At 70.5% G+C, this 22467-nt stretch carries 22 protein-coding genes; 7 read left to right on the top strand and 15 right to left on the bottom strand.

What is annotated here, in order from left to right:
• Positions 1 to 124 precede the first annotated feature (124 nt).
• Positions 125 to 1390 (top strand): PTS transporter subunit EIIC, encoded by a 1266-nt coding sequence (locus ACIRVH_RS37045; RefSeq protein ID WP_403963001.1) that lies wholly within the window; start codon positions 125 to 127, stop codon positions 1388 to 1390.
• Positions 1391 to 1465: 75 nt separating this feature from the next.
• Here ACIRVH_RS37045 and ACIRVH_RS37040 read toward each other — a convergent pair whose 3' ends face one another.
• On the bottom strand, positions 1466 to 2218 hold the full coding sequence (locus ACIRVH_RS37040; RefSeq protein WP_403962999.1) for an MBL fold metallo-hydrolase: 753 nt from the start codon (positions 2216 to 2218) through the stop codon (positions 1466 to 1468).
• Between the two features lie 240 nt (positions 2219 to 2458).
• On the opposite strand from ACIRVH_RS37040, the gene ACIRVH_RS37035 reads away from it, so the two are divergent.
• Complete coding sequence (locus ACIRVH_RS37035; RefSeq protein ID WP_403962996.1) at positions 2459 to 2971, top strand: type II toxin-antitoxin system PemK/MazF family toxin; 513 nt, start codon at positions 2459 to 2461, stop codon at positions 2969 to 2971.
• Here the strand turns inward: ACIRVH_RS37035 and ACIRVH_RS37030 are convergent.
• The 9 genes from ACIRVH_RS37030 to clpS form a co-directional block, all read right to left on the bottom strand.
• A complete protein-coding gene (locus ACIRVH_RS37030; RefSeq protein WP_403962994.1) occupies positions 2968 to 3432 on the bottom strand; it encodes a hypothetical protein in 465 nt (154 codons plus the stop codon). The two genes, ACIRVH_RS37035 and ACIRVH_RS37030, sit on opposite strands and share 4 nt — an antisense overlap.
• Before the next feature lie 131 nt (positions 3433 to 3563).
• On the bottom strand, positions 3564 to 5633 hold the full coding sequence (locus tag ACIRVH_RS37025) for a putative Ig domain-containing protein (RefSeq protein ID WP_403962991.1): 2070 nt from the start codon (positions 5631 to 5633) through the stop codon (positions 3564 to 3566).
• 261 nt (positions 5634 to 5894) lie between these two features.
• Positions 5895 to 6845 carry a PLP-dependent cysteine synthase family protein gene (locus ACIRVH_RS37020; RefSeq protein WP_386580928.1) on the bottom strand — a complete coding sequence of 317 codons (951 nt, stop codon included), beginning with the start codon at positions 6843 to 6845 and terminating at the stop codon, positions 5895 to 5897.
• Positions 6846 to 6852: 7 nt separating this feature from the next.
• Positions 6853 to 7131, bottom strand: coding sequence for a MoaD/ThiS family protein (locus ACIRVH_RS37015; RefSeq protein WP_145882527.1), 279 nt, complete (start codon positions 7129 to 7131; stop codon positions 6853 to 6855).
• 118 nt (positions 7132 to 7249) lie between these two features.
• A complete protein-coding gene (locus ACIRVH_RS37010; protein ID WP_020940333.1) occupies positions 7250 to 7345 on the bottom strand; it encodes a putative leader peptide in 96 nt (31 codons plus the stop codon).
• Positions 7346 to 7424: 79 nt separating this feature from the next.
• On the bottom strand, positions 7425 to 7847 hold the full coding sequence (locus tag ACIRVH_RS37005; RefSeq protein ID WP_403962986.1) for a Mov34/MPN/PAD-1 family protein: 423 nt from the start codon (positions 7845 to 7847) through the stop codon (positions 7425 to 7427).
• 144 nt (positions 7848 to 7991) lie between these two features.
• Complete coding sequence (locus ACIRVH_RS37000) at positions 7992 to 9410, bottom strand: amino acid permease (protein WP_403962983.1); 1419 nt, start codon at positions 9408 to 9410, stop codon at positions 7992 to 7994.
• A gap of 354 nt (positions 9411 to 9764) precedes the next feature.
• Positions 9765 to 10370, bottom strand: coding sequence for a DUF2017 domain-containing protein (locus ACIRVH_RS36995; protein ID WP_403962980.1), 606 nt, complete (start codon positions 10368 to 10370; stop codon positions 9765 to 9767).
• Between the two features lie 12 nt (positions 10371 to 10382).
• Positions 10383 to 10700 carry an ATP-dependent Clp protease adapter ClpS gene (clpS, locus tag ACIRVH_RS36990; protein WP_403962977.1) on the bottom strand — a complete coding sequence of 106 codons (318 nt, stop codon included), beginning with the start codon at positions 10698 to 10700 and terminating at the stop codon, positions 10383 to 10385.
• 57 nt (positions 10701 to 10757) lie between these two features.
• Between clpS and ACIRVH_RS36985 the strand changes: the two genes are divergently transcribed.
• Entirely contained in the window at positions 10758 to 12104 is a 1347-nt protein-coding gene (locus ACIRVH_RS36985) for a nicotinate phosphoribosyltransferase (RefSeq protein ID WP_403962975.1), read from the top strand.
• Between the two features lie 98 nt (positions 12105 to 12202).
• Positions 12203 to 12796 carry a nicotinamidase gene (locus tag ACIRVH_RS36980; RefSeq protein WP_403962972.1) on the top strand — a complete coding sequence of 198 codons (594 nt, stop codon included), beginning with the start codon at positions 12203 to 12205 and terminating at the stop codon, positions 12794 to 12796.
• 69 nt (positions 12797 to 12865) lie between these two features.
• Here ACIRVH_RS36980 and ACIRVH_RS36975 read toward each other — a convergent pair whose 3' ends face one another.
• Both ACIRVH_RS36975 and ACIRVH_RS36970 read right to left on the bottom strand, forming a co-directional pair.
• On the bottom strand, positions 12866 to 13204 hold the full coding sequence (locus tag ACIRVH_RS36975; protein ID WP_403962969.1) for a hypothetical protein: 339 nt from the start codon (positions 13202 to 13204) through the stop codon (positions 12866 to 12868).
• Between the two features lie 121 nt (positions 13205 to 13325).
• The gene (locus ACIRVH_RS36970) at positions 13326 to 15680 is read right to left on the bottom strand and encodes an immune inhibitor A domain-containing protein (protein WP_403962966.1); all 2355 of its coding nucleotides are present in this window, start codon (positions 15678 to 15680) and stop codon (positions 13326 to 13328) included.
• Between the two features lie 364 nt (positions 15681 to 16044).
• On the opposite strand from ACIRVH_RS36970, the gene ACIRVH_RS36965 reads away from it, so the two are divergent.
• The gene (locus tag ACIRVH_RS36965) at positions 16045 to 16281 is read left to right on the top strand and encodes a hypothetical protein (protein ID WP_403962963.1); all 237 of its coding nucleotides are present in this window, start codon (positions 16045 to 16047) and stop codon (positions 16279 to 16281) included.
• 129 nt (positions 16282 to 16410) lie between these two features.
• Here ACIRVH_RS36965 and ACIRVH_RS36960 read toward each other — a convergent pair whose 3' ends face one another.
• Complete coding sequence (locus tag ACIRVH_RS36960) at positions 16411 to 17202, bottom strand: RDD family protein (RefSeq protein ID WP_403962960.1); 792 nt, start codon at positions 17200 to 17202, stop codon at positions 16411 to 16413.
• 75 nt (positions 17203 to 17277) lie between these two features.
• The gene (locus ACIRVH_RS36955; RefSeq protein WP_403962958.1) at positions 17278 to 18795 is read right to left on the bottom strand and encodes an RDD family protein; all 1518 of its coding nucleotides are present in this window, start codon (positions 18793 to 18795) and stop codon (positions 17278 to 17280) included.
• Between the two features lie 233 nt (positions 18796 to 19028).
• Here ACIRVH_RS36955 and ACIRVH_RS36950 point away from each other — a divergent pair, with 233 nt between their 5' ends.
• Positions 19029 to 19442, top strand: coding sequence for an SsgA family sporulation/cell division regulator (locus ACIRVH_RS36950; protein ID WP_403962955.1), 414 nt, complete (start codon positions 19029 to 19031; stop codon positions 19440 to 19442).
• A 23-nt stretch (positions 19443 to 19465) separates the two neighbouring features.
• On the opposite strand, the gene ACIRVH_RS36945 is transcribed toward ACIRVH_RS36950, so the two are convergent.
• Positions 19466 to 20881 carry an FAD-binding oxidoreductase gene (locus ACIRVH_RS36945; RefSeq protein ID WP_403962953.1) on the bottom strand — a complete coding sequence of 472 codons (1416 nt, stop codon included), beginning with the start codon at positions 20879 to 20881 and terminating at the stop codon, positions 19466 to 19468.
• 92 nt (positions 20882 to 20973) lie between these two features.
• On the opposite strand from ACIRVH_RS36945, the gene ACIRVH_RS36940 reads away from it, so the two are divergent.
• Positions 20974 to 22461, top strand: coding sequence for a tetratricopeptide repeat protein (locus ACIRVH_RS36940; RefSeq protein WP_403962950.1), 1488 nt, complete (start codon positions 20974 to 20976; stop codon positions 22459 to 22461).
• The last annotated feature ends 6 nt before the right edge of the window (positions 22462 to 22467 follow it).

Raw genomic sequence — 22467 nt, 5'->3', positions numbered from 1 at the left:
CACGGGTTCCTTATACCGCCTTCATCGTGTACAACAGGTCTACACCACTAAGTGGTGTAGACCACAGACGCTGCCGTCCCCTTCCATGGTTCCCGGGCGGCGCCTTGCCCTCCTGGAGGAACTTGTGACCACGGCCAGCGCCGCTCCCGCGGCGGAGAAGAAGAAGGGTGTCGGGGCGATGGCTGTGCTGCAGCGCATCGGCCGCTCCCTGATGCTGCCGGTGGCGGTCCTGCCCGCCGCCGCCCTCCTGGTGCGTCTGGGCAACACGGACATGCTGGGCGACCCGAACTACCCGGCATTCCTCACGAAGATCGCCTCCTTCATGGCGGCCGGCGGCAACGCGATCCTCGACAACATGGCACTGCTGTTCGCCGTGGGCATCGCGATCGGCTTCGCGAAGAAGTCGGACGGCTCGACGGCGCTCGCCGCGGTGGTCGGCTACCTGGTCTTCAAGAACGTGCTCGGCACGTTCACCGACAAGAACCTGCCGAAGATCGCGACGGTCGTCGACGGCAAGGTCCAGATGGTGAACGCCCCGGTCGACGCGAAGGTCCTCGGCGGCGTGGTGATGGGCATCGTCGTGGCCCTGCTGTACCAGCGCTTCTACCGCACCAAGCTGCCCGACTGGGCGGGCTTCTTCGGCGGCCGCCGCCTCGTCCCGATCCTGTCCGCCTTCGCGGGCCTGCTCATCGGCATCGTCTTCGGCTACATCTGGCCGGTCCTCGGCACGGGCCTGCACAACTTCGGTGAGTGGCTGGTGGGCTCGGGCGCGGTCGGCGCGGGCATCTTCGGTGTCGCCAACCGTGCGCTGATCCCGATCGGCATGCACCACCTGCTGAACTCCTTCCCGTGGTTCCAGGCGGGCGACTACCACGGCAAGAGCGGCGACATCGCGCGCTTCCTGGCCGGTGACCCGCACGCGGGCCAGTTCATGACCGGCTTCTTCCCGATCATGATGTTCGGCCTCCCGGCCGCCTGCCTCGCCATCGTGCACTGCGCCCGCCCGGAGCGCCGCAAGGTGGTCGGCGGCATGATGTTCTCGCTCGCGCTGACCAGCTTCGTCACCGGCGTCACCGAGCCGATCGAGTTCACCTTCATGTTCATCGCGCCGGTCCTGTACGCCATCCACGCGGTTCTCACCGGCGTCTCCATGGCGCTCACCTGGTCGCTGGGCATGCGGGACGGCTTCGGCTTCTCGGCCGGCGCGGTCGACTTCGGTCTGAACTTCGGCATCGCGAGCAACCCCCTGGGGCTGGTCGTGGTCGGCCTGTGCTTCGCGGCCGTCTACTACGTGGTCTTCCGCTTCGCGATCATCAAGTTCAACCTGCCCACGCCGGGCCGCGAGTCCGACGAGGAACTCGCCGAACTGCAGAAGGCCGAGGCCAAGTAGGCCGGCCCCGCACACGCTGAAGGCCCCCGGAGCCAGTACGGCTCCGGGGGCCTTCCCGTGTGTCCGGGGGTGGGGTCAGATCTCGTACGTGACCCGCGGCGCGGCCAGCTCCACCGGCCCCGCGAAGACCTCGCGCGCGTCCGCGAGGTTGACCTGCGGATCCGTCCACGGCGGGATGTGGGTGAGGACCAGGCGGCGGGCGCCCGCGCGGGCCGCCGCCTCACCCGCCTCACGGCCGTTGAGGTGCAGGTCGGGGATGCTCTCCTTGCCGTGCGTGAACGCTGCCTCGCACAGGAACAGGTCGGTGTCCCGGGCCAGCTCGTCCAGCGCCTCACTGACGCCCGAGTCGCCGGAGTACGTCAGGGACCTTCCGCCGTGCTCGATACGGATGGCGTACGCCTCCACGGGGTGGCGGACCCGCTCGGTGTGCACGGTGAACGGGCCGATCTCGAACGTGGACGGCTTGACCGTGTGGAAGTCGAAGACCTCGCTCATGGAGGAGGCGGAGGGGGTGTCGGCGTACGCCGTGGTCAGACGGTGCTCGGTGCCCTCGGGGCCGTAGACCGGGATCGGGTCGCAGCGGCCGCCGTCGTGACGGTAGTAGCGCGCGACGAAGTACGCGCACATGTCGATGCAGTGATCGGCGTGCAGATGGCTCAGGAAGATGGCGTCGAGGTCGTAGAGACCGCAGTGGCGCTGCAACTCGCCGAGGGCGCCATTGCCCATGTCGAGCAGCAGCCGGAAGCCGTCGGCCTCGACGAGGTAGCTCGAGCAGGCCGATTCCGCGGACGGGAACGACCCCGAGCAGCCGACGACGGTGAGCTTCATGAAGCAGAAACCTCCGTTGGCGGAAACCGATGGGCGGGGTGCGGGGAGAGGGGTCGGGAAGAGGACAGAAGGGTGTCGTGCGGTTTGTTGAGCGTAAGGCGCAAAAGGGCCGGTCGCTCCTCCGCCAGGGGCCGTTGTGGGCGAACTCACCTGTGGTGTCACCGGTTCGGCTGGACCGGGGGCGCAGGTAGCTCACAAGAGGGCGCGCGCCGCCGAGCGCACGCCGGTAACGTCGTCCGTATGGACACGTCATGGTGGCTGGCGCTCGCGGCGGTGGTACTGCTCGCGCTGGTCGCCACGCTCGTCGACGGCTGGGGCCGGGGCCGCCGGCCCGGCGGGCGCCGGCTGCGGCCGCCCGGGCGCCCCGGCGGCCGGGCCCGGGTGACGACGCGTCCGCACCCGGGGGACATCTGGTGGGCGAACGTGCCCTACGAGGACCGCGCAGAGTCAAAAGGGGCCGCGCGCAGCGCGTCGGACAGGGCGGTGGCGGGCGACGGGAGGGCGAAGGACCGGCCCTGTCTGGTGCTGTCCGTGCGCGGCAACCGGGCCACGGTCGCGAAGATCACCAGCAAGTACCACGACGAGCGCGCCGGAGTGATCCCGCTGCCGCCCGGCTCGGTCGGCGACGCCCACGGCCGGCCCAGCTTCCTGCAGACGGACGAGCTGCGGGAGGTCCCGGTGTGGGACTTCCGCCGCCGGGTGGGCGTGGTCGACCCGGTCCTGTGGGACCAGGTCAGGCACCTCGCCGGCTAGCTCACCGTCACAGTCACCTTCCACTCCTCGATGCCCTTGCAGGAGACCTGGCCGGGGGCCGTGGGCTCGGGGCACAGCGGGCGGGAGGACGTCAGTTCGGTCTTTCCGGCCGCCACCGCCTGGTAGGCGGCGCTCGCGTCGCCCGGCTGGAGGACGAAGCCCGCGTTGATCGCCTTCAGGGCGGTGCCGCTCGCCGCGACCGGCTTCCAGGGGCGGCTCCTGGTCCCGTCGAGGGTGAGCCGCAGCTCGCCGCCCTTGGCCAGGCAGACGGCACGGCCGTTGTCGGCGGCGGTCAGCTCCACGTGGGTGACACAGCCACGGCCGGACGACGGGGCGGACGCCGAGGGCGACACCTTGCCGTTGTCGCCGCTGCCGCTGCCGGTGTCCCCGCCGCTCTGGGAGCCGCAGCCCGCGAGCAGCAGCGCTGCCGCCGCGAGGGCGACGGTCGTCGTACGGCGCATGGGGTTCCGCCTTTCTGCCGTGGCCGGCCGGCCTGCCGGTCTCCTGGTGCAGATGAGACGTACCACCGGCACGGACGGATCCCGCACCCGGAACGCTTTCTTCCGGGTACGGGATCCGATTGCCGTACGGATCAGCCGGTCGTCAGGGCGGTGTCGTCCACGACGAAGCTGGTCTGCAGGGAGGAGTCCTCCACCCCGCTGAACTTCAGGGTGACCGTCTGGCCCGCGAACGAGGACAGGTCGAAGGTCTTCTGCGCGTACCCGGAGGCGGCGTTGAGGTTCGAGTAGGTCGCCAGGGTCGTCGAACCGGCGGTCACCGTCAGCTTGTCGTACGCGGTGCTGCTGGTGGTCTCCGCGGTGTCGATGTGCAGGTAGAAGGTGAAGCTGGCCTTGCAGCCGGACGGGACGGTCACCGACTGGGACAGCGTGTCGGTGTGCGAGGAGCCGTAACCGTCGAGCCAGGCCTTGTAGGAACCGCCGTGCGCGGCCTCACCGGAGTCGTTGGTGATGACGCCGCTGCTCGCGGTCCAGGTGGTGTTGCCCGACTCGAAGCCCGCGTTGCCGAGCAGCTGGGCCGAGGTGCAGGTGCCGCCGGAGGAGCCGACCGTCCAGGTGAAGGAGGTCGAGCCGGAGGCGCCGGTGGAGTCGGTCGCGGTGACCGTGACCTGGTAGGTGCCCGCGGTGGACGCCGTACCGGAGATCAGGCCGGAGGAGCTGTTGATGGACAGGCCGGTCGGCAGGCCGGAGGCGCTGTAGGTCAGGGTCGCGCCCGCGCTGTCGGTGGCGTGGATCTGCAGGCTGGCCGAGCCGCCGGTGGTGGTCGACTGGCTGCCCGGGTTGGTGACGGACACCGTGTTGCCGGTGCTGGTGCCGGCGGTGAAGGCGGTGGTGCCGTTCGGGGTGCCCCAGCCGGTCGGGCCGTCGTAGCCGGTGCCCGCGGTGCAGAAGTACGAGGTGGAGCAGGAGCCGTTGCTGCCGCTGGTCACGTCGTACAGGTTGCTCGTGTGGGAGTACGGGTACTTCGCCGGGTAGTCGCTGGAGCCCGGGGTGCCCGCGAGGGCGTAGACGCCGGCGACGATCGGGGCGGAGGCGCTGGTGCCGCCGTAGACCGCCCAGCCGGAGCCGCCGTAGGTGTCGTAGACCGCCACGCCGGTGGCCGGGTCGGCGACCGCGGAGACGTCGGCCTCCATGCGCTTGGAGCAGCCGCTGTCGGTCTGCCAGCTCGGCTTCGGGTCGTACGCCGAGCAGCCGGAGCCGGTGCCCTCGGTGGAGCTGGTGTGCCACACCGACTCGCTCCAGCCACGGGAGTTGGAGGCGGTGGTGAGCGCGGTGCCGCCGACGGCGGTCACGTACTGGGAGGTCGCCGGGTACTCGGCGCCGTAGGCGGAGTCACCGGAGGAGACGGTGATGGCGACGCCCGGGTGCTTGAAGTACTGGGTGTCCTCGCTGGTCTGGGAGGAGGACTCGGATCCGCCCCAGCTGTTGGAGACGACCTTGGCGCCCAGCGTGACGGCCTCGTTCTCGGCGATGCCGAGGTCGGTGTCGTTCGCGGAGTCGGCCTCGACCAGGTCGATGCTGCAGTTCGGGCAGACCGCGCTGACCATGTCGAGGTCGAGCGCCTCTTCACCGGCCCAGCCGGTGTCGTTGGTCGGCAGCGAGGTGGTGGAGCCGGTCTGGCTGACCTGCTTGAAGCAGCCGTTGGCCTTGGTGCACGCGGAGAGGCCGTAGGTGGAGCGGTAAGTGGCCAGGTCCGACTCGGCGTTGGGGTCGTTGTAGGCGTCGACGATGGCAACGGTCAGGCCGGAGCCGCCCGTCGAGGGCAGGTTGTAGGCGCTGTGCAGATTGGCCGGGGAGAGGCCGGAGGGCGCGGCGGCGGCGAGCGCCGAGGCGAGCCGCTGCTTGATGTCGGTGCGGCGCTGGGCGAAGCAGGACGCGAGGCCCGGCTTGGCGGTGGCGCACAGATGGGCCGTGGGGACCTTCTGCCCGGCCTTGCCGGTCGAGTGGAAGATCTGGCGCTCAGGGGCGGTCAGAGCCTTGGCGTTCTGCGCGGCCCTGGAGCTGTGGGGCGCGGGAGCGGCGGTGGCCTGGGCCCCGGCCACCGGCGCCGCGGCCAGTCCGGCGACGGTCAGGGCGAGGGTGGGGAGGGCGACGGAGACGAGTCTTCGCAGACTCCTCCGCCCGCTCGGGCGTGACTCACGCATGGGGTACTGCCTCCATGGGGAAGTGGGGTTTCTCGCACTGGGTGGGCAGGCCCGTGACGCGCGTAGCGGCGGCAGTACCGCGCAGTCATGAGCATGACACTTCAGACGCCCCGCATGTCGAATGAGCGTGACATGACAGGGTGCGGGAGGACCGTAGCCCTGGCCCGAGAGTCACCGGCAGTACCGGAGGGAATTCTTTGCCCCTCCATAGGATGGGATTGGCCCCCTCATAGGAGGGGGCTGGCGTGCGCTTGAGGCGGGTTACGCCCAGAGCTGGCCCTGGAGCGTCTCGATGGCCTCCTCGGTGGTGGCCGCCGTGTAGACGCCGGTGGAGAGGTACTTCCAGCCGCCGTCGGCCACGATGAAGACGATGTCGGCGCTCTCGCCGGCCTTCACCGCCTTCCGGCCGACGCCGATCGCCGCGTGCAGGGCGGCGCCGGTGGAGACGCCCGCGAAGATGCCCTCCTGCTGCAGGAGTTCACGGGTGCGGGTGACCGCGTCGGCGGAGCCGACCGAGAAGCGGGTGGTGAGCACGGAGGCGTCGTACAGCTCCGGTACGAAGCCCTCGTCGAGGTTGCGCAGGCCGTAGACCAGGTCGTCGTAGCGCGGTTCGGCGGCGACGATCTTCACGTCCGGCTTGTGCTCGCGCAGGTAGCGGCCGACGCCCATCAGGGTGCCGGTGGTGCCGAGGCCCGCGACGAAGTGGGTGATGGAGGGGAGGTCGGCGAGGATCTCCGGGCCGGTCGTCGCGTAGTGGGCGCCCGCGTTGTCCGGGTTGCCGTACTGGTAGAGCATCACCCAGTCGGGGTGCTCGGCAGCCAGCTCCTTGGCGACGCGCACGGCGGTGTTGGAGCCGCCGGCGGCCGGCGAGGAGATGATCTCGGCGCCCCACATGCCGAGCAGGTCCCGGCGCTCCTGCGAGGTGTTCTCGGGCATCACGCACACCATGCGGTAGCCCTTGAGCTTCGCCGCCATGGCCAGCGAGATGCCCGTGTTGCCGGAGGTCGGCTCCAGGATCGTGCAGCCCGGGGTGAGCCGGCCGTCCTTCTCCGCCTGCTCGATCATGTGCAGGGCCGGGCGGTCCTTGACCGAGCCGGTCGGGTTGCGGTCCTCCAGCTTGGCCCAGATACGGACGTCCGGGGACGGCGACAACCGCGGCAGGCGCACCAGGGGGGTGTTGCCCACCGCGGCCAGCGGGGAGTCGTAGCGCATGCCGGTCTCAGGCCATGCCGCCGGCCACGGCCGGCAGGATCGTCACGGTGTCGCCGTCGGTCAGCTTGGTGTCGATGCCGTCGACGAAGCGGACGTCCTCGTCGTTCAGGTACACGTTGACGAAGCGGCGCAGCTGGCCGTTGTCCACGATGCGGGCCTGGATGCCCGCGTGCCGGGTCTCCAGGTCGGTGAACAGGTCGGCGAGGGTCTCACCGCTGCCCTCCACCGCCTTCTGACCGTCGGTGTACTGGCGGAGGATGGTCGGGATGCGGACCTCGATGGCCATGGTTGCGGGCTCCTGTCGGAAAGGGTTGGTTCGTCGAATCGGTGTGGGCGCGCCTGGGACCCCCAGGCTTTCGGCACCGGGTGAGCGCCGCGGCACGAGCGTACGGCGGCGGGGAACGTCAACAGATGGCGCTGTTCAGCCTGCACAGGTCGACGTGCAGCCGCGCCACGAGCAGGATGCCCGGCGTCTTCTCGCTCACGTCGTTCAGAACCATGGGCTCATCGTATCGATTCCCGGTCCCGCTCCCGGAGTGTGATCTCGCATGGTGGATGAATTCTGACCGAATCGCGGGATCAGTAGGCCTCCACGACCTTGACCTCCTCCTCCGTGACCTCACCTTCCACGATGCGGTAGGAGCGGAACTGGAAGTCGCCGAGGCCGTCGGTGTCGGCGGTGGACACCAGGACGTAGTGGGCGCCGGGCTCGTTCGCGTACGAGATGTCGGTGCGGGACGGGTACGCCTCGGTCGCCGTGTGCGAGTGGTAGATGACCACCGGCTCCTCGTCCCGGTCGTCCAGCTCGCGGTAGAGCTTGAGGAGGTCGCCGGAGTCGAACTCGTAGAACGTGGGCGACATGGCCGCGTTCAGCATCGGGATGAAGCGCTCGGGGCGGTCCGAACCGGCCGGGCCCGCGACGACGCCGCACGCCTCGTCGGGGTGGTCCTTGCGCGCGTGCGCGACGATCTGGTCGACGAGGGCCTGGGTAAGGGTCAGCATGTTCGTCAGGATAAGCAGATGGGCCGCCCCGTACCGAGGGATGGTACGGGGCGGCCCATATGTCGGACGTCCTGAGCGGCAGCCTCCGGGGGTGCCACGAGTACCCCCGGCGGCCGGACGTCCTGGGGACGGTCTCCCCGGTGGTCAGCCCACCTGCTCCAGCTCCGGCTCGCGCCGGTCGGCGACCTCCGGCGTGCGGTTCTTCAGGAACAGCCAGCCGATGCCGAGCGCGACCGCCCAGACCGCCATCACGTACAGGCAGACGCGGGAGTCGGCGTCGTAGGCGATCAGGCCGGTGACGAAGAGCAGGAACGCGATGGCGATGTACGAGCACACCGCACCGCCCGGCGCCGGGAAGGACGAGGCGGGCAGCCGGCCCGCGTCGACCGCGCGGCGGTACAGGACGTGGCTGACCAGGATCATCAGCCAGGTCCAGATGCCGGCCGCGGTGGCGACGGAGGTGACGTAGCCGAACGCCTTCTCCGGGACGACGTAGTTCAGGACCACGCCGATGCCCATGAACAGCACCGAGACGGTGATGCCGAGCGCCGGGGTCTTGGACGCCGACAGCTTCGAGAAGGCCCGCGGGGCCTCGCCGTTGTCGGCCAGGGTGCGCAGCATGCGGCCGGTGGAGTACATGCCCGAGTTGCAGGACGACAGGGCCGCGGTGAGCACCACGAAGTTGACGATGCCTGCGCCGGCCGGGATGCCGATCATGGCGAAGGCCTTCACGAAGGGGCTGACGCCCTCGGTGAACTCGGTCCACTTCACCACGCACAGGATGACGGTGAGGGCACCGACGTAGAACAGGCCGATGCGCCAGGGCAGCGTGTTGATGGCCTTCGGGAGGGTCTTCTCCGGGTTCTCGGACTCGCCCGCGGTGACGCCGACCAGCTCGACGGCGAGGTAGGCGAACATCACGCCCTGCAGGGTCATCAGCGAGGAGCCGATGCCCTTGGGGAAGAAGCCGTCGAACTGCCACAGGTTGGAGACGGACGCGGTGTCGCCGGCGGCGCTGAAGCCGAAGGTGAGCACACCGAGGCCGATCACGATCATGCCGATCAGGGCGGTGACCTTGACCATCGAGAACCAGAACTCCAGCTCACCGAAGAGCTTCACGGAGATCAGGTTCACCCCGAAGAGGATCACCAGGAAGACGAGTGCCGTCACCCACTGCGGGACGGACGGGAACCAGTAGTTGATGTAGATCGCGGCGGCCGTCAGCTCGGCCATGCCGGTGACCACCCACATCAGCCAGTACGTCCAGGCCGTGAAGTAGCCGAAGAACGGGCCGAGGAACTCGCGGGAGTAGTCCGCGAACGAGCCGGAGACCGGGCGGTAGAGCAGCAGCTCGCCCAGGGCTCGCATGATGAAGAAGATGATCACGCCTGCGAGGGCGTACATCAGGATGAGGCTGGGGCCCGCCTTCTCGATGTTGGCCCCGGCCTTGAGGAACAGACCGACGCCGATGGCGCCGCCGATCGCGATCATCTGGACCTGGCGGCTGCCGAGCCCGCGCTCGTAGCCCTCCTCAGGGGCTTCGGTGACCCTCTCAGAGGTCATGTCGTGGTGCGCCTTTCTCCATTGCCGACCCGGGCCTTTCGTCGGCCTCGGATCGGGTTTCGATCCCCCCGGATTGATGGAGCTGAGCGGGTTTCGCGAGCCCGCTCGTGCCTGGCCGGCGGTCGCCGGCTCGGTGGCGCACCCGGCCGGACATGGGTGGTGTCGGCCGGGCGGTCGTGAAGATTTATCACGGCCGCAATATTGATCACTGAAGCACGATGTGACGCACCGCACAGGAAGAAGCGGACAAAGAACGCCCTAAAGCGGCAAACCAGGCCGCAACGGTGACATGATCGTTATCCGGATTTGAGCGTCCTCTGAGCGAACGCCAAGTCCACTCGAAATCGGGACAAGTTACGGCATAAGAGTGGTCACGAGCGTCTCCTGGAGGCCGCCGAGCCACAGATACGCCATCACCATCGGCTTGCGCGGGTCCTCGTCCGGGAGCCGGTAGAGCAGATCGGTGTCGTCCTCGTCGGTGATCTCCAGCCGGGCGCCGATCGCCAGGCGCAGGTCATTGAGGGCACCGAGCCAGTACCTCGACTCCTCGGGGGACAGCTTGAGGACGCCCCCGCCCTCACCCACCGGGGACAGCGCGTCCAGGCTGCGGATCACCGCGAGGGCGTTCTCCCGCTTGCCGGCCCTGAGGTCGTTCTCGGTGTAGCGGCGGAACTCGGCCGAGTGCGCCAGACACTCCTCGGCCTCGGCCGGGGAGTCGGGCGCCCGCTCCGGGTCGCTGTAGGCGTCCGGGAAGAGCCTGCGCAGGACGGGGTCGCTGGGCGGCTCGCTGGGCCCCTCGGCGAACAGCTCGGCCAGCGGGTCGGCGGGGGCGTCCGCGGCGGGCCCCGGGCCGATGAGCTCCAGGAGCTGGACGGCCAGCGACCGGATGATGGAGATCTCGACGTCGTCGAGTGCGACAGCCGCGCCGCCGCCGGGAATGTGTTCGAAGTGTCCGGACATGAAGAGGATTCGCTACTTCCGGTCCTGCTGGAGGGTGGCCCACAGTCCGTAGCCGTGCATCGCCTGCACGTCGCGTTCCATCTCCTCGCGAGTACCGCTGGAGACGATCGCCCGGCCCTTGTGGTGGACGTCGAGCATGAGCTTGGTGGCCTTGTCCTTCGGATAGCCGAAGTACGCCTGGAAGACGTACGTCACATAGCTCATGAGGTTGACCGGGTCGTTGTGGACGATCGTGACCCAGGGGACGTCGGGCTCGGGTACGGCGAAGACCTCCTCCGCCGATTCGGTGCGTTCGATCTCTACGGGCGCGGGTGACGTCACACACCCCATGCTGCCACGCGCCCTACAAATCGTCACACTGACGAAATGGGGGTACGATCCATTGCCATGAACACAGCGGACCTTGGGCTGCCGGTGGACGTTCCCTCGACGGCACTCTTCACGGACCAGTACGAGCTGACGATGCTGCAGGCCGCGCTGCGGGCCGGTACGGCCGAGCGGCGCAGCGTGTTCGAGGTCTTCACCCGGCGGCTGCCGGAGGGGCGACGCTACGGCGTGGTGGCGGGCACCGGGCGTGTCCTGGATGCGGTCGAGAACTTCCGGTTCGACGAGGGTGTCCTCGGCTTCCTGCGGGAGCGGAAGATCGTGGACGAGGAGACCCTGAAGTGGCTCGCCGACTACCGCTTCAGCGGTGACGTCTGGGGCTACCCCGAGGGCGAGGTGTACTTCCCCGGCTCGCCGATCGTCCGGGTCGAGGGCACCTTCGCCGAGTGTGTGCTGCTGGAGACCGTGATCCTCTCCATCCTCAACCACGACTCGGCGATCGCGGCCGCGGCCTCCCGGATGGCCTCCGCCGCGGGCGACCGCCCGCTGATCGAGATGGGCGCCCGCCGCACCCACGAGCTGGCCGCGGTGGCCGCGTCCCGGGCGGCGTACGTCGGCGGCTTCTCGACCACCTCCGACCTCGCGGCCGGCTTCCGGTACGGCATCCCGACCGTCGGCACCTCCGCGCACGCCTTCACCCTGCTGCACGACCACGAGCGGGACGCCTTCCAGGCCCAGGTGGCCACCCTCGGCCGGGGCACCACCCTGCTGGTCGACACCTACGACGTCGCCGAGGCGGTCCGTACGGCGGTGGAGGTGGCCGGGCCCGGTCTCGGCGCGGTCCGCATCGACTCCGGCGACCTGCTCCTGGTGGCCCACCGGGTCCGTCATCAGCTGGACGAGCTGGGGGCGACCGCCACGAAGATCGTCGTGACCTCCGACCTGGACGAGTACGCCATCGCCTCGCTGGCCGCGGCGCCGGTGGACGCGTACGGCGTCGGCACCCAGCTGGTGACCGGCTCCGGGCATCCGACCTGCTCGATGGTCTACAAGCTGGTCGCCCGCGCCGAGTCCGTCGATCCGGCGGCGCCGCTGGTGCCGGTCGCGAAGAAGTCCACCGGGGGCAAGACCTCCGTCGGCGGACGCAAGTGGGCGGCGCGGCGGCTGGACGACGAGGGGGTGGCCGAGGCCGAGGTGATCGGCACCGGACCGGTGCCGGCCGAGCTGGCCCACCAGCAGCTGCTCGTGCAGCTGGTCAAGGGCGGCGAGGTCGTCGCCCGCGAGCCGCTCGACGCGCCCCGTGCGCGGCACATCGCGGCGCGGGCCAACCTGCCGCTGTCCGCTACACAGCTCTCCCGCGGGGAACCCGTCATCCCGACGGAGTACGTCCAGGGGCGCTCGGGTAGCTAGAGCGCGACCGCCGTCCACCCCCTGTCAATGCCCCCTCCCGAACGGGCCGCAAAGTCTCTAGGCTCAGTTACTTAACCCTCAGTCGAAGGACACCCATCATGCGTCGCGCGTTGATCGTCGTAGATGTGCAGAACGACTTCTGCGAAGGGGGCAGCCTCGCGGTGGCCGGGGGCGCCGACGTGGCCGCCGCGATCACCGAGCTGATCGGCCAGGCGGCGGGTACCGGCTACCGCCACGTGGTCGCCACCCGGGACCACCACATCGCGCCCGGCGGCCACTTCGCGGACAACCCCGACTTCGTCCGCTCCTGGCCCGCGCACTGTGTCGCGGGCACGGAGGGGGTGGGCTTCCACCCGAACTTCGCCCCGGCGGTCGCCTCCGGGGCGGTGGACGCGGTCTTCGAGAAGGGCGCGTACTCCGCGGCCTACAGCGGCTTCGAGGGCACCGACGAGAACGGCGTCCGCCTCGCCGAGTGGCTCCGGGAGCGCCACATCGACGAGGTCGACGTGGTCGGCATAGCGACGGACCACTGCGTACGCGCCACGGCCCTGGACGCCGCCCGGGAGGGCTTCCGCACCCAGGTGCTCCTGGACCTGACCGCAGGGGTGGCCCGGGAGACGACCGACCGCGCCCTGGAGGAGCTGCGCGAGGCCGGCGTGGAACTCACGGGCAAGCCGGTCGTCAGCGGCTAGCCGGCGCCGGGTAAGGGCCGACGCCGGGCAGGGCAGCCGGCGTCGCCCGCCCACCCGGCGGAGCCGTCCTCAGCTCTGCTGCACCACCGCCGACCTGCGAAGCAACGCTCGGATGGGATGCCACAGCTCCGTCACGATGACACCGTTGTCGGGTGCGGTGCGCCATATCAGGCCGTCGGGGTGGTGCAGGACCGCGGTGATCTCGTCCGGGGTCGGGGGCGCGGCGTTGCCCCGGAGGTAGACGGCGCGCAGGCCCAGGTTGCGCAGGCGGGTCAGCGCCCGGGCGCGGTTCTGGGCGTGGACCAGTACGCGCACCCCGGTCGAGCCGCCGGCAGGCCCGGGGCTGGGCAGATTCAGCGCCACCACCACCGTGCCGTTCGGCAGTTTGCAGAAGCCTCCTGCGGCCATGCGGTCACATCCCCGTTTCGGTCGGTGTCAATAAGCGAGCCACAGGACGCACCTAAACACGATCGGCGGCGACCCGCCAGGGGGTCACCGCCGATACGCTTCTGACCTGCGGAAATATCCGCTACTTCACCGCGGGGCCGACTTCCAGCTCGATCGTCGAGCCATCCTTGGCCTGCTTCGTGATCTTGATCTTGGTGTTGGTGTCAGTGATCTTGACGCCGCCGGTCGGGTTCGTCTTGTCGTAGTAGGTGCTCGCGTGGTCGTTGAAGACCGAGACCCCCTTCTGCGACTTGATCTTGGTCGCCTTGTCCGCCTTGTGCAGCGTGAAGGCGTCCGTGGCGTCGAGGCCGAACGGCGAGTCGAAGGCCTGGATGCGGTTGCGCAGCAGCGTGCCGTCGGAGTACTTCAGCGCCTTCCAGTGCGCGTCGACCGGCAGGATCAGACCGGTGCCCGGGTGCTCACTGGCGTTGGTGTTGTTGTCCGCCTGGGAGGTGTCCCACTTCCAGATCAACAGACCGTTCTGGTACGGGTAGTGCTCCACCCAGTCCGGACGCGACGCGAAGCCGAAGTTGTACGGGCCGACCTTCAGGGTCTTGTCGTACGACACGTACTGGCGGTTCTCGGCGAGGTAGTACTGCTTGTAGTCCTTGGTGAAGGACGCGCCGATGCGGGAGAACCCGGTCGCGGTCCAACCGGCGTCCGCCGTCTCGGCGTTGTCGGAGAACAGCGCCGTACCGTCCGCGGTCACCGTGATCTCGTCGGCCGCGAAGCCCTTCTGGGCCACACCGCCGTCGGTCTGATAGCGGAAGCGGACGTCGATCTTCTTGCCCGCGTAGGCGTCCAGCGAGTACGACAGCTTCTTGTAGCCGTCGACCGTGCCGGTCAGGGTCGGCTTGCCCGAGCCGTCGCGCGGGATGGCCTGGCCGTCCACCGTGCCGTCCACCGCGGTCCAGTTGGCGCCACCGTCGGTCGACACCTCGGTGTAGAGGTAGTCGTAGCCGTTCTCGATGTCGTACCAGCCGTCGAGGGTGAGCGCGGCCGACGTCTTCCCGGTCAGGTCCACCGAACGGGTCAGCGTGTTCTTGAGGTTGTCACCGCTGCCGCTCCACCACTGGGTCGCGCCCTGCGCCGGGGTGACGATCTCGGTCTTGACCGCCTTGGTGGGCAGCGTGACGACCAGCGCCTGGCGGTACTTGGTGTTGTACTCGGCGACGCCCAGCTTGTGCCAGGAGGAGACGCCGGCCTTGGCGGAGTCGTAGTTCAGCCAGCCCAGCTGCAGCTTGTCCCAGGCGTTCATGTCGCCGGGCAGGTTGCCGATGGCCTCCTTGCCGGTGCCCAGCCAGGAGCCGGAGGACATCAGCGTCCAGAAGCCGGTGGAGTTGTCGCCACCGTTGGTGTCGTACTCGTCCGGCAGGCCGAGGTCGTGGCCGTACTCGTGGGCGAAGACACCGAGGCCGCCGTTCTCCGGCTGGATGGTGTAGTCGCCGACCCAGACGCCGGTGTCGCCGACCTGCGCACCGCCGAGCTTGTTGTCCGCGGGGCCGGTGGCGCCGGCGTCGGTGCCGAAGGCGTACCAGCGGTGGGCCCAGATCGCGTCCTTGCCCTGCGCGCCGCCGCCCGCGGACTCGTCCTCGCCGGCGTGCACGATCTGGAAGTGGTCGACGTAGCCGTCGGGCTCGTTGAAGTTGCCGTCGCCGTCGTAGTCGTAGCGGTCCCACTGGTCGTACTTGGCCAGGTCCGCCTTGATGGCGGCGTCGGTCTTGCCGGCCGCCTTCTGCTGGGCGACCCAGGCGTTCAGACCGTCGCTGACGACGTTCCACACGCTCGGGCAGTTGGTGGAGCCGCAGGCGTTGTTGCCGTAACGGGCCTCGTTGTAGGGGACCTTGACCCAGTCGGAGACCTCACCGGCGACCGAGTAGCGGCCCGAGGACTGCTTCTCGTAGTACTTCTTCAGCGACTCGGTCTTCTTACCGGTGCCGAAGTAGAGGTTCTGGTAGTGCTTCTGGTTGTAGTCCTTCTGCCAGGCCGTCGAGTTGTCCTTCTTACGGTCCGGCGCGGCGATCTTGTTGTGCAGCGGGCCGGGAGTGCCGCCGAACTTGGGGTCGGTCTGGTCCCCGAACTCCACCAGGATGGTGAAGATCTTGTCGGTCTTCTCGCGGCTCAGCTCGACGTACTTGCTGTCGCCCTTCTTGCTCTTGAGCTGGACGACCTTCGAGCCGTTGCGGTCCTTGGCCTTGACCTTGCCCGATATGAGCTGGTTCAGGGCCTCCTGACGCTGGGCCTTCTGCGTCTTGCTCATGGGGCCGTCGAGGTCGTGCGTCTGCTGCTTCACCGGGGCCGGGTCGTGCCGGTTCGCGGCAGCCGGGCGGGCCGTGGTGCTCGCCTCCGCGACGGCGAACGTCGCGAAGGTGGCGGAGGCCGTGGCGAGTGCCACACCGATGGCGGCAGCTCTGAACGTCCAGGGTCTACTGGTCACTTGAGTTCCTCCCCCGCGCCGCACACACGGACAGGGGGGTCCTCGGTCATGGGAAGGGGTCCGTGCGCGCACGATCAACGCGTGTAATCAAGTGACGACATTTGACTAGAGGTTTAGAAGAAAAGACAGACCTTGACTTGGACAGGACAAGTGCACTATGCGGAGCGGACGTTCGCTTTACGAACAGGTCTGCCTGTCGGTCAACGGGCGCGCGCGCCCGTCCACTTCCCGGACCCCATGACTCCGTGCGCCCCCCGTGCACCGGTACCGTGGGTTAGGTCACGCTTACCACGCGTCCGGCTCGGGCATGCACGCGATGAGAGTCGAATGGCGCCCCCACCTTTCTTCCGAGGACACGATTGCCATGCCTCGTCCGACCGCCGCACAGCTCGCCTACGGTTCGTGCACCGTGATCTTCTCGACGCTCGCCATGCTGCTGCTGTCCCAGACGAGTTCGGGCCTCGGGGTCACCGTCATCGCCCTGGCCGCGCTCGGGCTGGGGCTGCTCGTCGCGATGACGGTGCCACTGCCCAGGCCCCGCACGATCGCGCCGCCGGCCGAGACCGCGCCCGAGAGCGAACGGGTCCCGACCAGGTTGTGAACGACGCGCCCGCACGGCGCACACGAGAGCGGCGGGTCCGTGGGAGCTCGGACCCGCCGCTCTCGTGTGTGCCGTGCGCCGTACCTTTCACACCGCACGTCTCACACCGCACGTTTCACACCGCGGTGCTCACTCGGTGCTGACCTCCACGGTCTTGGCGGCCTTGTCGTGCAGGCCCTGCTTGTAGGGCTTGTCGAAGTAACTCCAGCCACCGCAGATCACCGTCCAGATGCAGGCGCAGCAGAAGGCGAACGGCAGCCACAGCACCAGGGCGCGGATCAGCGAGGTCTGCATCGAGGGCGTGGCACCGTCGTTCAGGTTGGCCACCCGCATCTTGAACCACTTCTTGCCGAGGGTCTGCCCCGTCCTGGCGATCATGATCGTGTCGTAGGCGACGTAGAGGACGGCTGCCACGAAGGACTGCCACAGGGACCGGCTGACCTCGACCCGCTCTCCGTTCATGGAGTACTGGTGGACCCCGAGGGGCCAGGTGACCAGCCAGACGACGATGCCCACGAGGATCATGTCGATGATGCGCGCGATGGTCCGCTTGGCGCTGTCGGCGAGCGGGGGCATGCCGGCGAGCGGGTCGGCCGGGTAGCCCGGACCGCCCGGACCACCGGGACCGCCGGGACCGCCGTACGGGCCGCCGCCGTAGGGTCCGCCACCGCCGTAGGGGGGTGGCTGCTGGCCGCCGTAGGGCGGGGGTTGCCGGCCTCCCCAGGGCGGAGGCTGCTGCCCTCCAGGGGGCGGTTGCTCGCCGCCCGGAGGCGGGGGCGGGCCGCCGGGCGGTGGGGGCTGCTGGGCTCCGGACGGGGTGTCGTACGGCGAGCCCGACCCCTGGTCCGAGGGGGGCCGCTTCCTGAACGGGTCGTCCTCGGGGGGCTGCTCTCCGGAGCCGGGGGGCGGTTCGCTGCTCATGGCCCGAGTTGACCGCGAACACCCCGGCTCCGCATCCGGCGGGCGGCCGTACGGGGTACGGGGCCGCCCGTCGGGTCAGCTCGCGACGAAGGTGTGGGCCGCCTTGTCGTGCCAGCACTGGTGCCAGGGCCGGTCGAACAGGCACCACAGCACTCCGACGATCCCGATGCCGAGCAGGCCCGGGATGCTGTAGACCAGCCAGCGGCGCAGGGCCGCGCCGAACGTCGGGGGCTCGTGCGCCTCGATGTCCCGGACCTCCAGGCCGCACAGCTTCTTGCCGAGGGTGCGGCCCCACTTGGCGGTGGGCAGCACCTCGTACAGGACGCCGAAGACCAGGAGGACGGCGAGGACGATGCCGAGGGCGGTGCCGGTGGTGCCGTCGAGCAGCCAGACCGTGACGGTACGGCCGGACAGCTTGGCCTCGTCGATCTTCTGCTGGACGTGGTCGACCGCCTGTGCGCCGAACGGGACCGCAGCGGCGGCGGTGACGGCGCCGACGACCAGGCTGTCGATCAGACGGGCGGCGAACCGCTTGCCGAGGCCGGCCGGACGGGCCTCGGCCTGCCGGCGGGCGGCCGCCTGGAAGATGTCCTCCACCGGCGGCTTCCACGGCGCGACCTGCTCGTCCGCGCCCCCGGCCAGCCGGTGCACCTGCTGGGCCCAGGAAGCCTGTCCACCGCCCGCCCCCGAGGCCATCGGGGTGCCGGAACCGGCCTGTTGCGGCACCGAGGGGGCCACGGCGGCGGAGGCCTGGGGCGACTGAGGGGGCTGTGCGCCCGTGGCACGAGCGGCGGCGGCCTTCCCGGCACCGAACCCTGGACCGGCGGGCGCCCCCGGCCGTGCGCCGGGCGCCCCGATCGGGCCCTGCGCACCGGGACCGCCAAGTCCGCCCGCAGCACCACCACTTGGGCCACCGGGCCCCGCGTGCGGCGCCCCGACCGGCCCCTGGGCCGCGAAGCCACCGGCAGCCGCCGAGCCGGACGCCTGCGCGGCAGGGCCCGCGGTACCGGACCCACCGGAGGCCGGCGCACCGAAGCCCGCACCCGCACCGGGCCCCGTCGGCCCCGGGCCGAAGCCGGGCGTGCCGGAGGAGCCCGAGGCCGCCGGGCCCGAGGAGCCCGGGCCGGCCTGCCGGCCCCGACCCGGTCCGAACGTCATCGTGCCGTCGTCCGTGACCGCCGCGGGGCCGGGGACCGGGCGGCGGAAGATGAAGGTGCCGGGATCGGGAGCGCCGTCGTCCGCGGGCGGGATCGACGCCGTGCCGTCGGTGCGGGCGGCGTGGCCGGACGGCTGGGAGGGGTTGTCGGCGGGGACGCGGGGGTCGGTGCCCCAGGCGGACGGCTGGTCGTGCCCGGAGGGTTCCGGCTGCGGGTCCTCGTCGAAGAAGTGCGGGCCCGTCTCCTCGACGGACGGCGCCGCCGGGCGGGCGCCTGGCGGCGGGGTGAGCGGTTCGCCGTCCTTCGGCGCAGGCCGGCTGGTGCCCGGCACCCAGGAGGCGCCGTTCCAGTACCGGACGTAGCCGGGGATGGACGGGTCCGGGTAGTAGCCCTCGCGGGGCCTGTCGTCACCGGGGGCCGGGGTTGGGGCGCTCATGTCCGTCGTCCCGTATCTGCTCGGGGGTGGAATCGGGTCCCCCACATCTATCAGACCGGGGCACGCCACACCGCCAGTCCCGCCGTACCCACCCCTTTCCGGGCAACGCCGTGCACCGGTCCCACACCTGAGCCGAAAAAGTTTCCCGAACCCGCGTAATGCCCGCGCCCCTGCCCCCTCTCCCCTGGTACGGGCCCGGTCCGAAGGGCCCCGGCACAGAGGAGGAGCAGGTCATGCATCACACCGAGGTGGAGCGGGAGCTGGAGTTGAGGCTCGTCCTGTCGCCCGAGCGGAGCATCCCGGTCCCGGCCCGGCTCAGCTACCGCTGCGACGACCCGTACGCGATCCACATCACCTTCCACATCAACTCCGAGCACCCCGTCGACTGGACCTTCGCCCGGGAACTCCTGGTGGAGGGGGTGTTCCGGCCGTGCGGGCAGGGGGACGTGCGGGTGTGGCCGACCAAGGTCGACGGGCGCAGCGTGGTCCTCATGGCGCTGAGTTCGCCGGACGGGGACGCCCTGCTGGAGGCGCCGTCCGCCCAGGTGTCGGCGTGGCTGGAGCGGACGCTGCGCGTGGTGCCCCCGGGAACCGAGGGCGGACAGCTGGGCATCGACGACGCGCTCGACCAACTGCTCGCCCGGTGAACGCACGGTCTGAGAAGGCAGGGTCAGAAGAGCTTGCCGGGGTTGAGGATGCCCAGCGGGTCGAAGACCTGTTTCACCGCCCGCTGCATCTCCACGCCGACCGGGCCGATCTCCCGCGCCAGCCACTCCTTCTTCAGGACGCCCACCCCGTGTTCGCCCGTGATGGTGCCGCCGAGCTCCAGGCCGAGGGCCATGATCTCGTCGAAGGACTCGCGGGCCCGCCCGGACTCGTCGGGGTCCTGGGCGTCGAAGCAGACGGTGGGGTGCGTGTTGCCGTCCCCGGCGTGTGCGCAGACCCCGATGGTGAGCCCGTACTTGGCGGCGATCTGCTCGACGCCGGCGAGCATCGCGCCGAGTTTCGAGCGGGGCACGCACACGTCGTCGATCATCGTCGTGCCCTTCACCGCCTCCAGCGCGGTCAGCGAGAGCCGCCGGGCCTGGAGGAGGAGTTCGGACTCGGCGGCGTCCTCGGCCGGGACGACCTGGGTGGCGCCGGCGGCCTCGCACAGCGCGCCCACGGCGGCGAGGTCGGCGGTGGGGTCCGGGGTGTCGAAGGCGGCCAGCAGCAGCGCCTCGGTGGTCTCCGGGAGACCCATGTGGGCAAGGTCGTTGACCGCTTTGACGGTCGTACGGTCCATCAGTTCGAGGAGGGAGGGTACGTGCCCGCCCTCCATGATCCGGCACACGGCTGCGCAGGCGGCGGCCGCCGAGCCGAACTCCGCGGCCAGGACGAGCTGCTGGGGCGGCTTGGGCCGCAGTCCGAGGACCGCGCGGACGACAATGCCGAGCGAGCCCTCGGAGCCGACGAAGAGCCGGGTGAGGTCGTAGCCCGCCACGCCCTTCGCGGTGCGCCGGCCGGTGGACATCAGGCGGCCGTCGGCGAGGACGACCTCCAGGCCGAGGACGTACTCGGCGGTCACGCCGTACTTCACACAGCACAGGCCGCCCGAGCCCGTACCGATGTTGCCGCCGATGGTGCACATCTCCCAGCTGGAGGGGTCGGGCGGGTAGTACAGGCCGTGTTCCTCGACGGCGCGGGAGAGGGTGGCGTTGATGACGCCCGGTTCGACGACGGCGATCCGGTCGACGGGGCTGATCTCCAGGATGCGGTCCATCCTGGTGAGGGACAGCACGATGCAGCCTTCCGTGGCGTTGGCGCCCCCGGACAGACCGGAGCGGGCGCCCTGCGGGACCACCGGGACGCGCAGCTCGGTGGCGGTGCGCATGACGTGCTGGACCTGTTCGACGGTGCGCGGCAGGACGACCACGGCGGGGGCGCCGGCCGGGCAGAAGCTCGCCATGTCGTTGGCGTAGGAGGAGGTGACGTCGGGGTCGGTGAGGACGGCCTCGGCGGGCAGGCCGGCCAGGAGCCGGTCGGTGAGGTTACCGGTGTGTGCTGCGTCTTCGTCGCGACGCGCTTCGATACGGCTCATGATCACAGCGTCGCACCCGGGGCCATCGGTGTGAACCCCGTCCGTGCCGCACTTGGGCCACCCGGACGTGCCGGTCGTACTGCCGCACAGTGAGCGGCATGGAGATCCGACAGTATGGCCACTCCGCCCCCGGTACGTCCCTGGTGGCCGACCCGCCTCCGCCGCGCCGCCCCCGGCGGTGGCTGCGGCGCATGCTGGTCACCGCGTGTGTCTGCGGGGTCGCCGCGGGCACGGCCCTGATCCTGCTGCCGGCCGAGCCGCACCACCGGACCGCACCGGCCGCGCCGGGCCCGCGGGCCCAGGCCCGGGTGCAGACACAGACGCTGGCCGCGGTCACCTCCGGGATGCCGGCCGCGCTACCGGAGCTGGCGGCGCTGATCGGGCAGCAGGAGAGCCGGGTGCGGGCGCAGCCGCGGGACGCCCGGGCCTGGGCGGTGCTGGGCAACGCGTACCTGGAGCAGGGGCGGCACAGCGCCGACGCGGCGAGCTATCCGAAGGCCGAGCGGGCGCTACAGACCTCGATGGAGCTGCGGGGCTCGGGCAACGCCCAGGCGCTCGGCGGGCTGTCCGCGCTGGCGAACGCGCGACGGGACTTCACGACGGCCAAGCGGTACGGCGAGCAGGCGCTGAAGCTGGCGCCGAAGCGGTGGACGTCGTACGCACCGCTGATCGAGGCCGACAACGGGCTCGGCGACTACAAGGCGGCCCGCAGCGCCCTGGACAAGCTGATGGGGCTGCGCACCGGCGCGGCCGAGCGGCCCGCGGTGATGGCGCGGGCCTCGGCGGTCTACCGGGACCGGGGCTGGCGCGAGGACGCCGCGGCCCAGCTGACGGACGCGGCGTCGGCCGCCCGCAGCCCCGCCGAGCAGGCCGCCTATCTGACCGGGGTCGGGCAGCTGGCCTGGGAGCGGGGCGACCGTGAGGACGCGCTGCGGCACTTCCAGGCGGCCGTACGCCTGGACCCGGACCAGCGGGCGGCGCTCGCCGGGCAGGGGCGGGCGCTGGCCGCGCTGGGCCGCACCCAAGCGGCACTCGCCGCCTACCGGACGGCCCTGGCCAAGCGGGCGGACCCGCAGGTCGCGCTGGAACTCGGCGAGCTGTACGAGTCGCGGGGACAGTTCGGAGCGGCCCGGGAGCAGTACGGGGTGCTGCACGAGCGGGTAGGGCAGGCGGTCGCGGGCGGGGTCGACGAGGAGCTGCTGATCGGGCAGTTCGAGGCCGACCACGGGGACCCGGAGGACGCGGTGGTGCGGCTGGAGGAGGAGTGGCAGCGCCAGCCCGGGATCGAGGTGGCCGACGCCCTCGGCTGGGCGCTGCACCGGGCCGGCGACGACGACGAGGCGCTGGACTACGCCACGACGGCGACGGACAAGACGAAGGGCGGCGGGGTGCGCAGTGCGCTGTACACGTACCACCGGGGCATGATCGAGCGCGAGCTGGAGCTGTACGGGCCGGCCCGGCGGCACCTCGAGGAGGCGCTGCGGATCAACCCGTACTTCTCGCCGCTGCAGGTCCCGGCGGCACAGACGGCGTTGCAGGGGCTCGACGAATTGCCCGAGGAGCCCCTGCCCGCCGACCTGTCCTAGGGGCGG

This window comes from Streptomyces sp. NPDC101165 (assembly GCF_044768135.1).
Taxonomy (GTDB): Bacteria; Actinomycetota; Actinomycetes; order Streptomycetales; family Streptomycetaceae; genus Streptomyces.
Note: the sequence above shows the minus strand (reverse complement) of the source record. Positions and strands in the feature narration are given on the sequence as shown.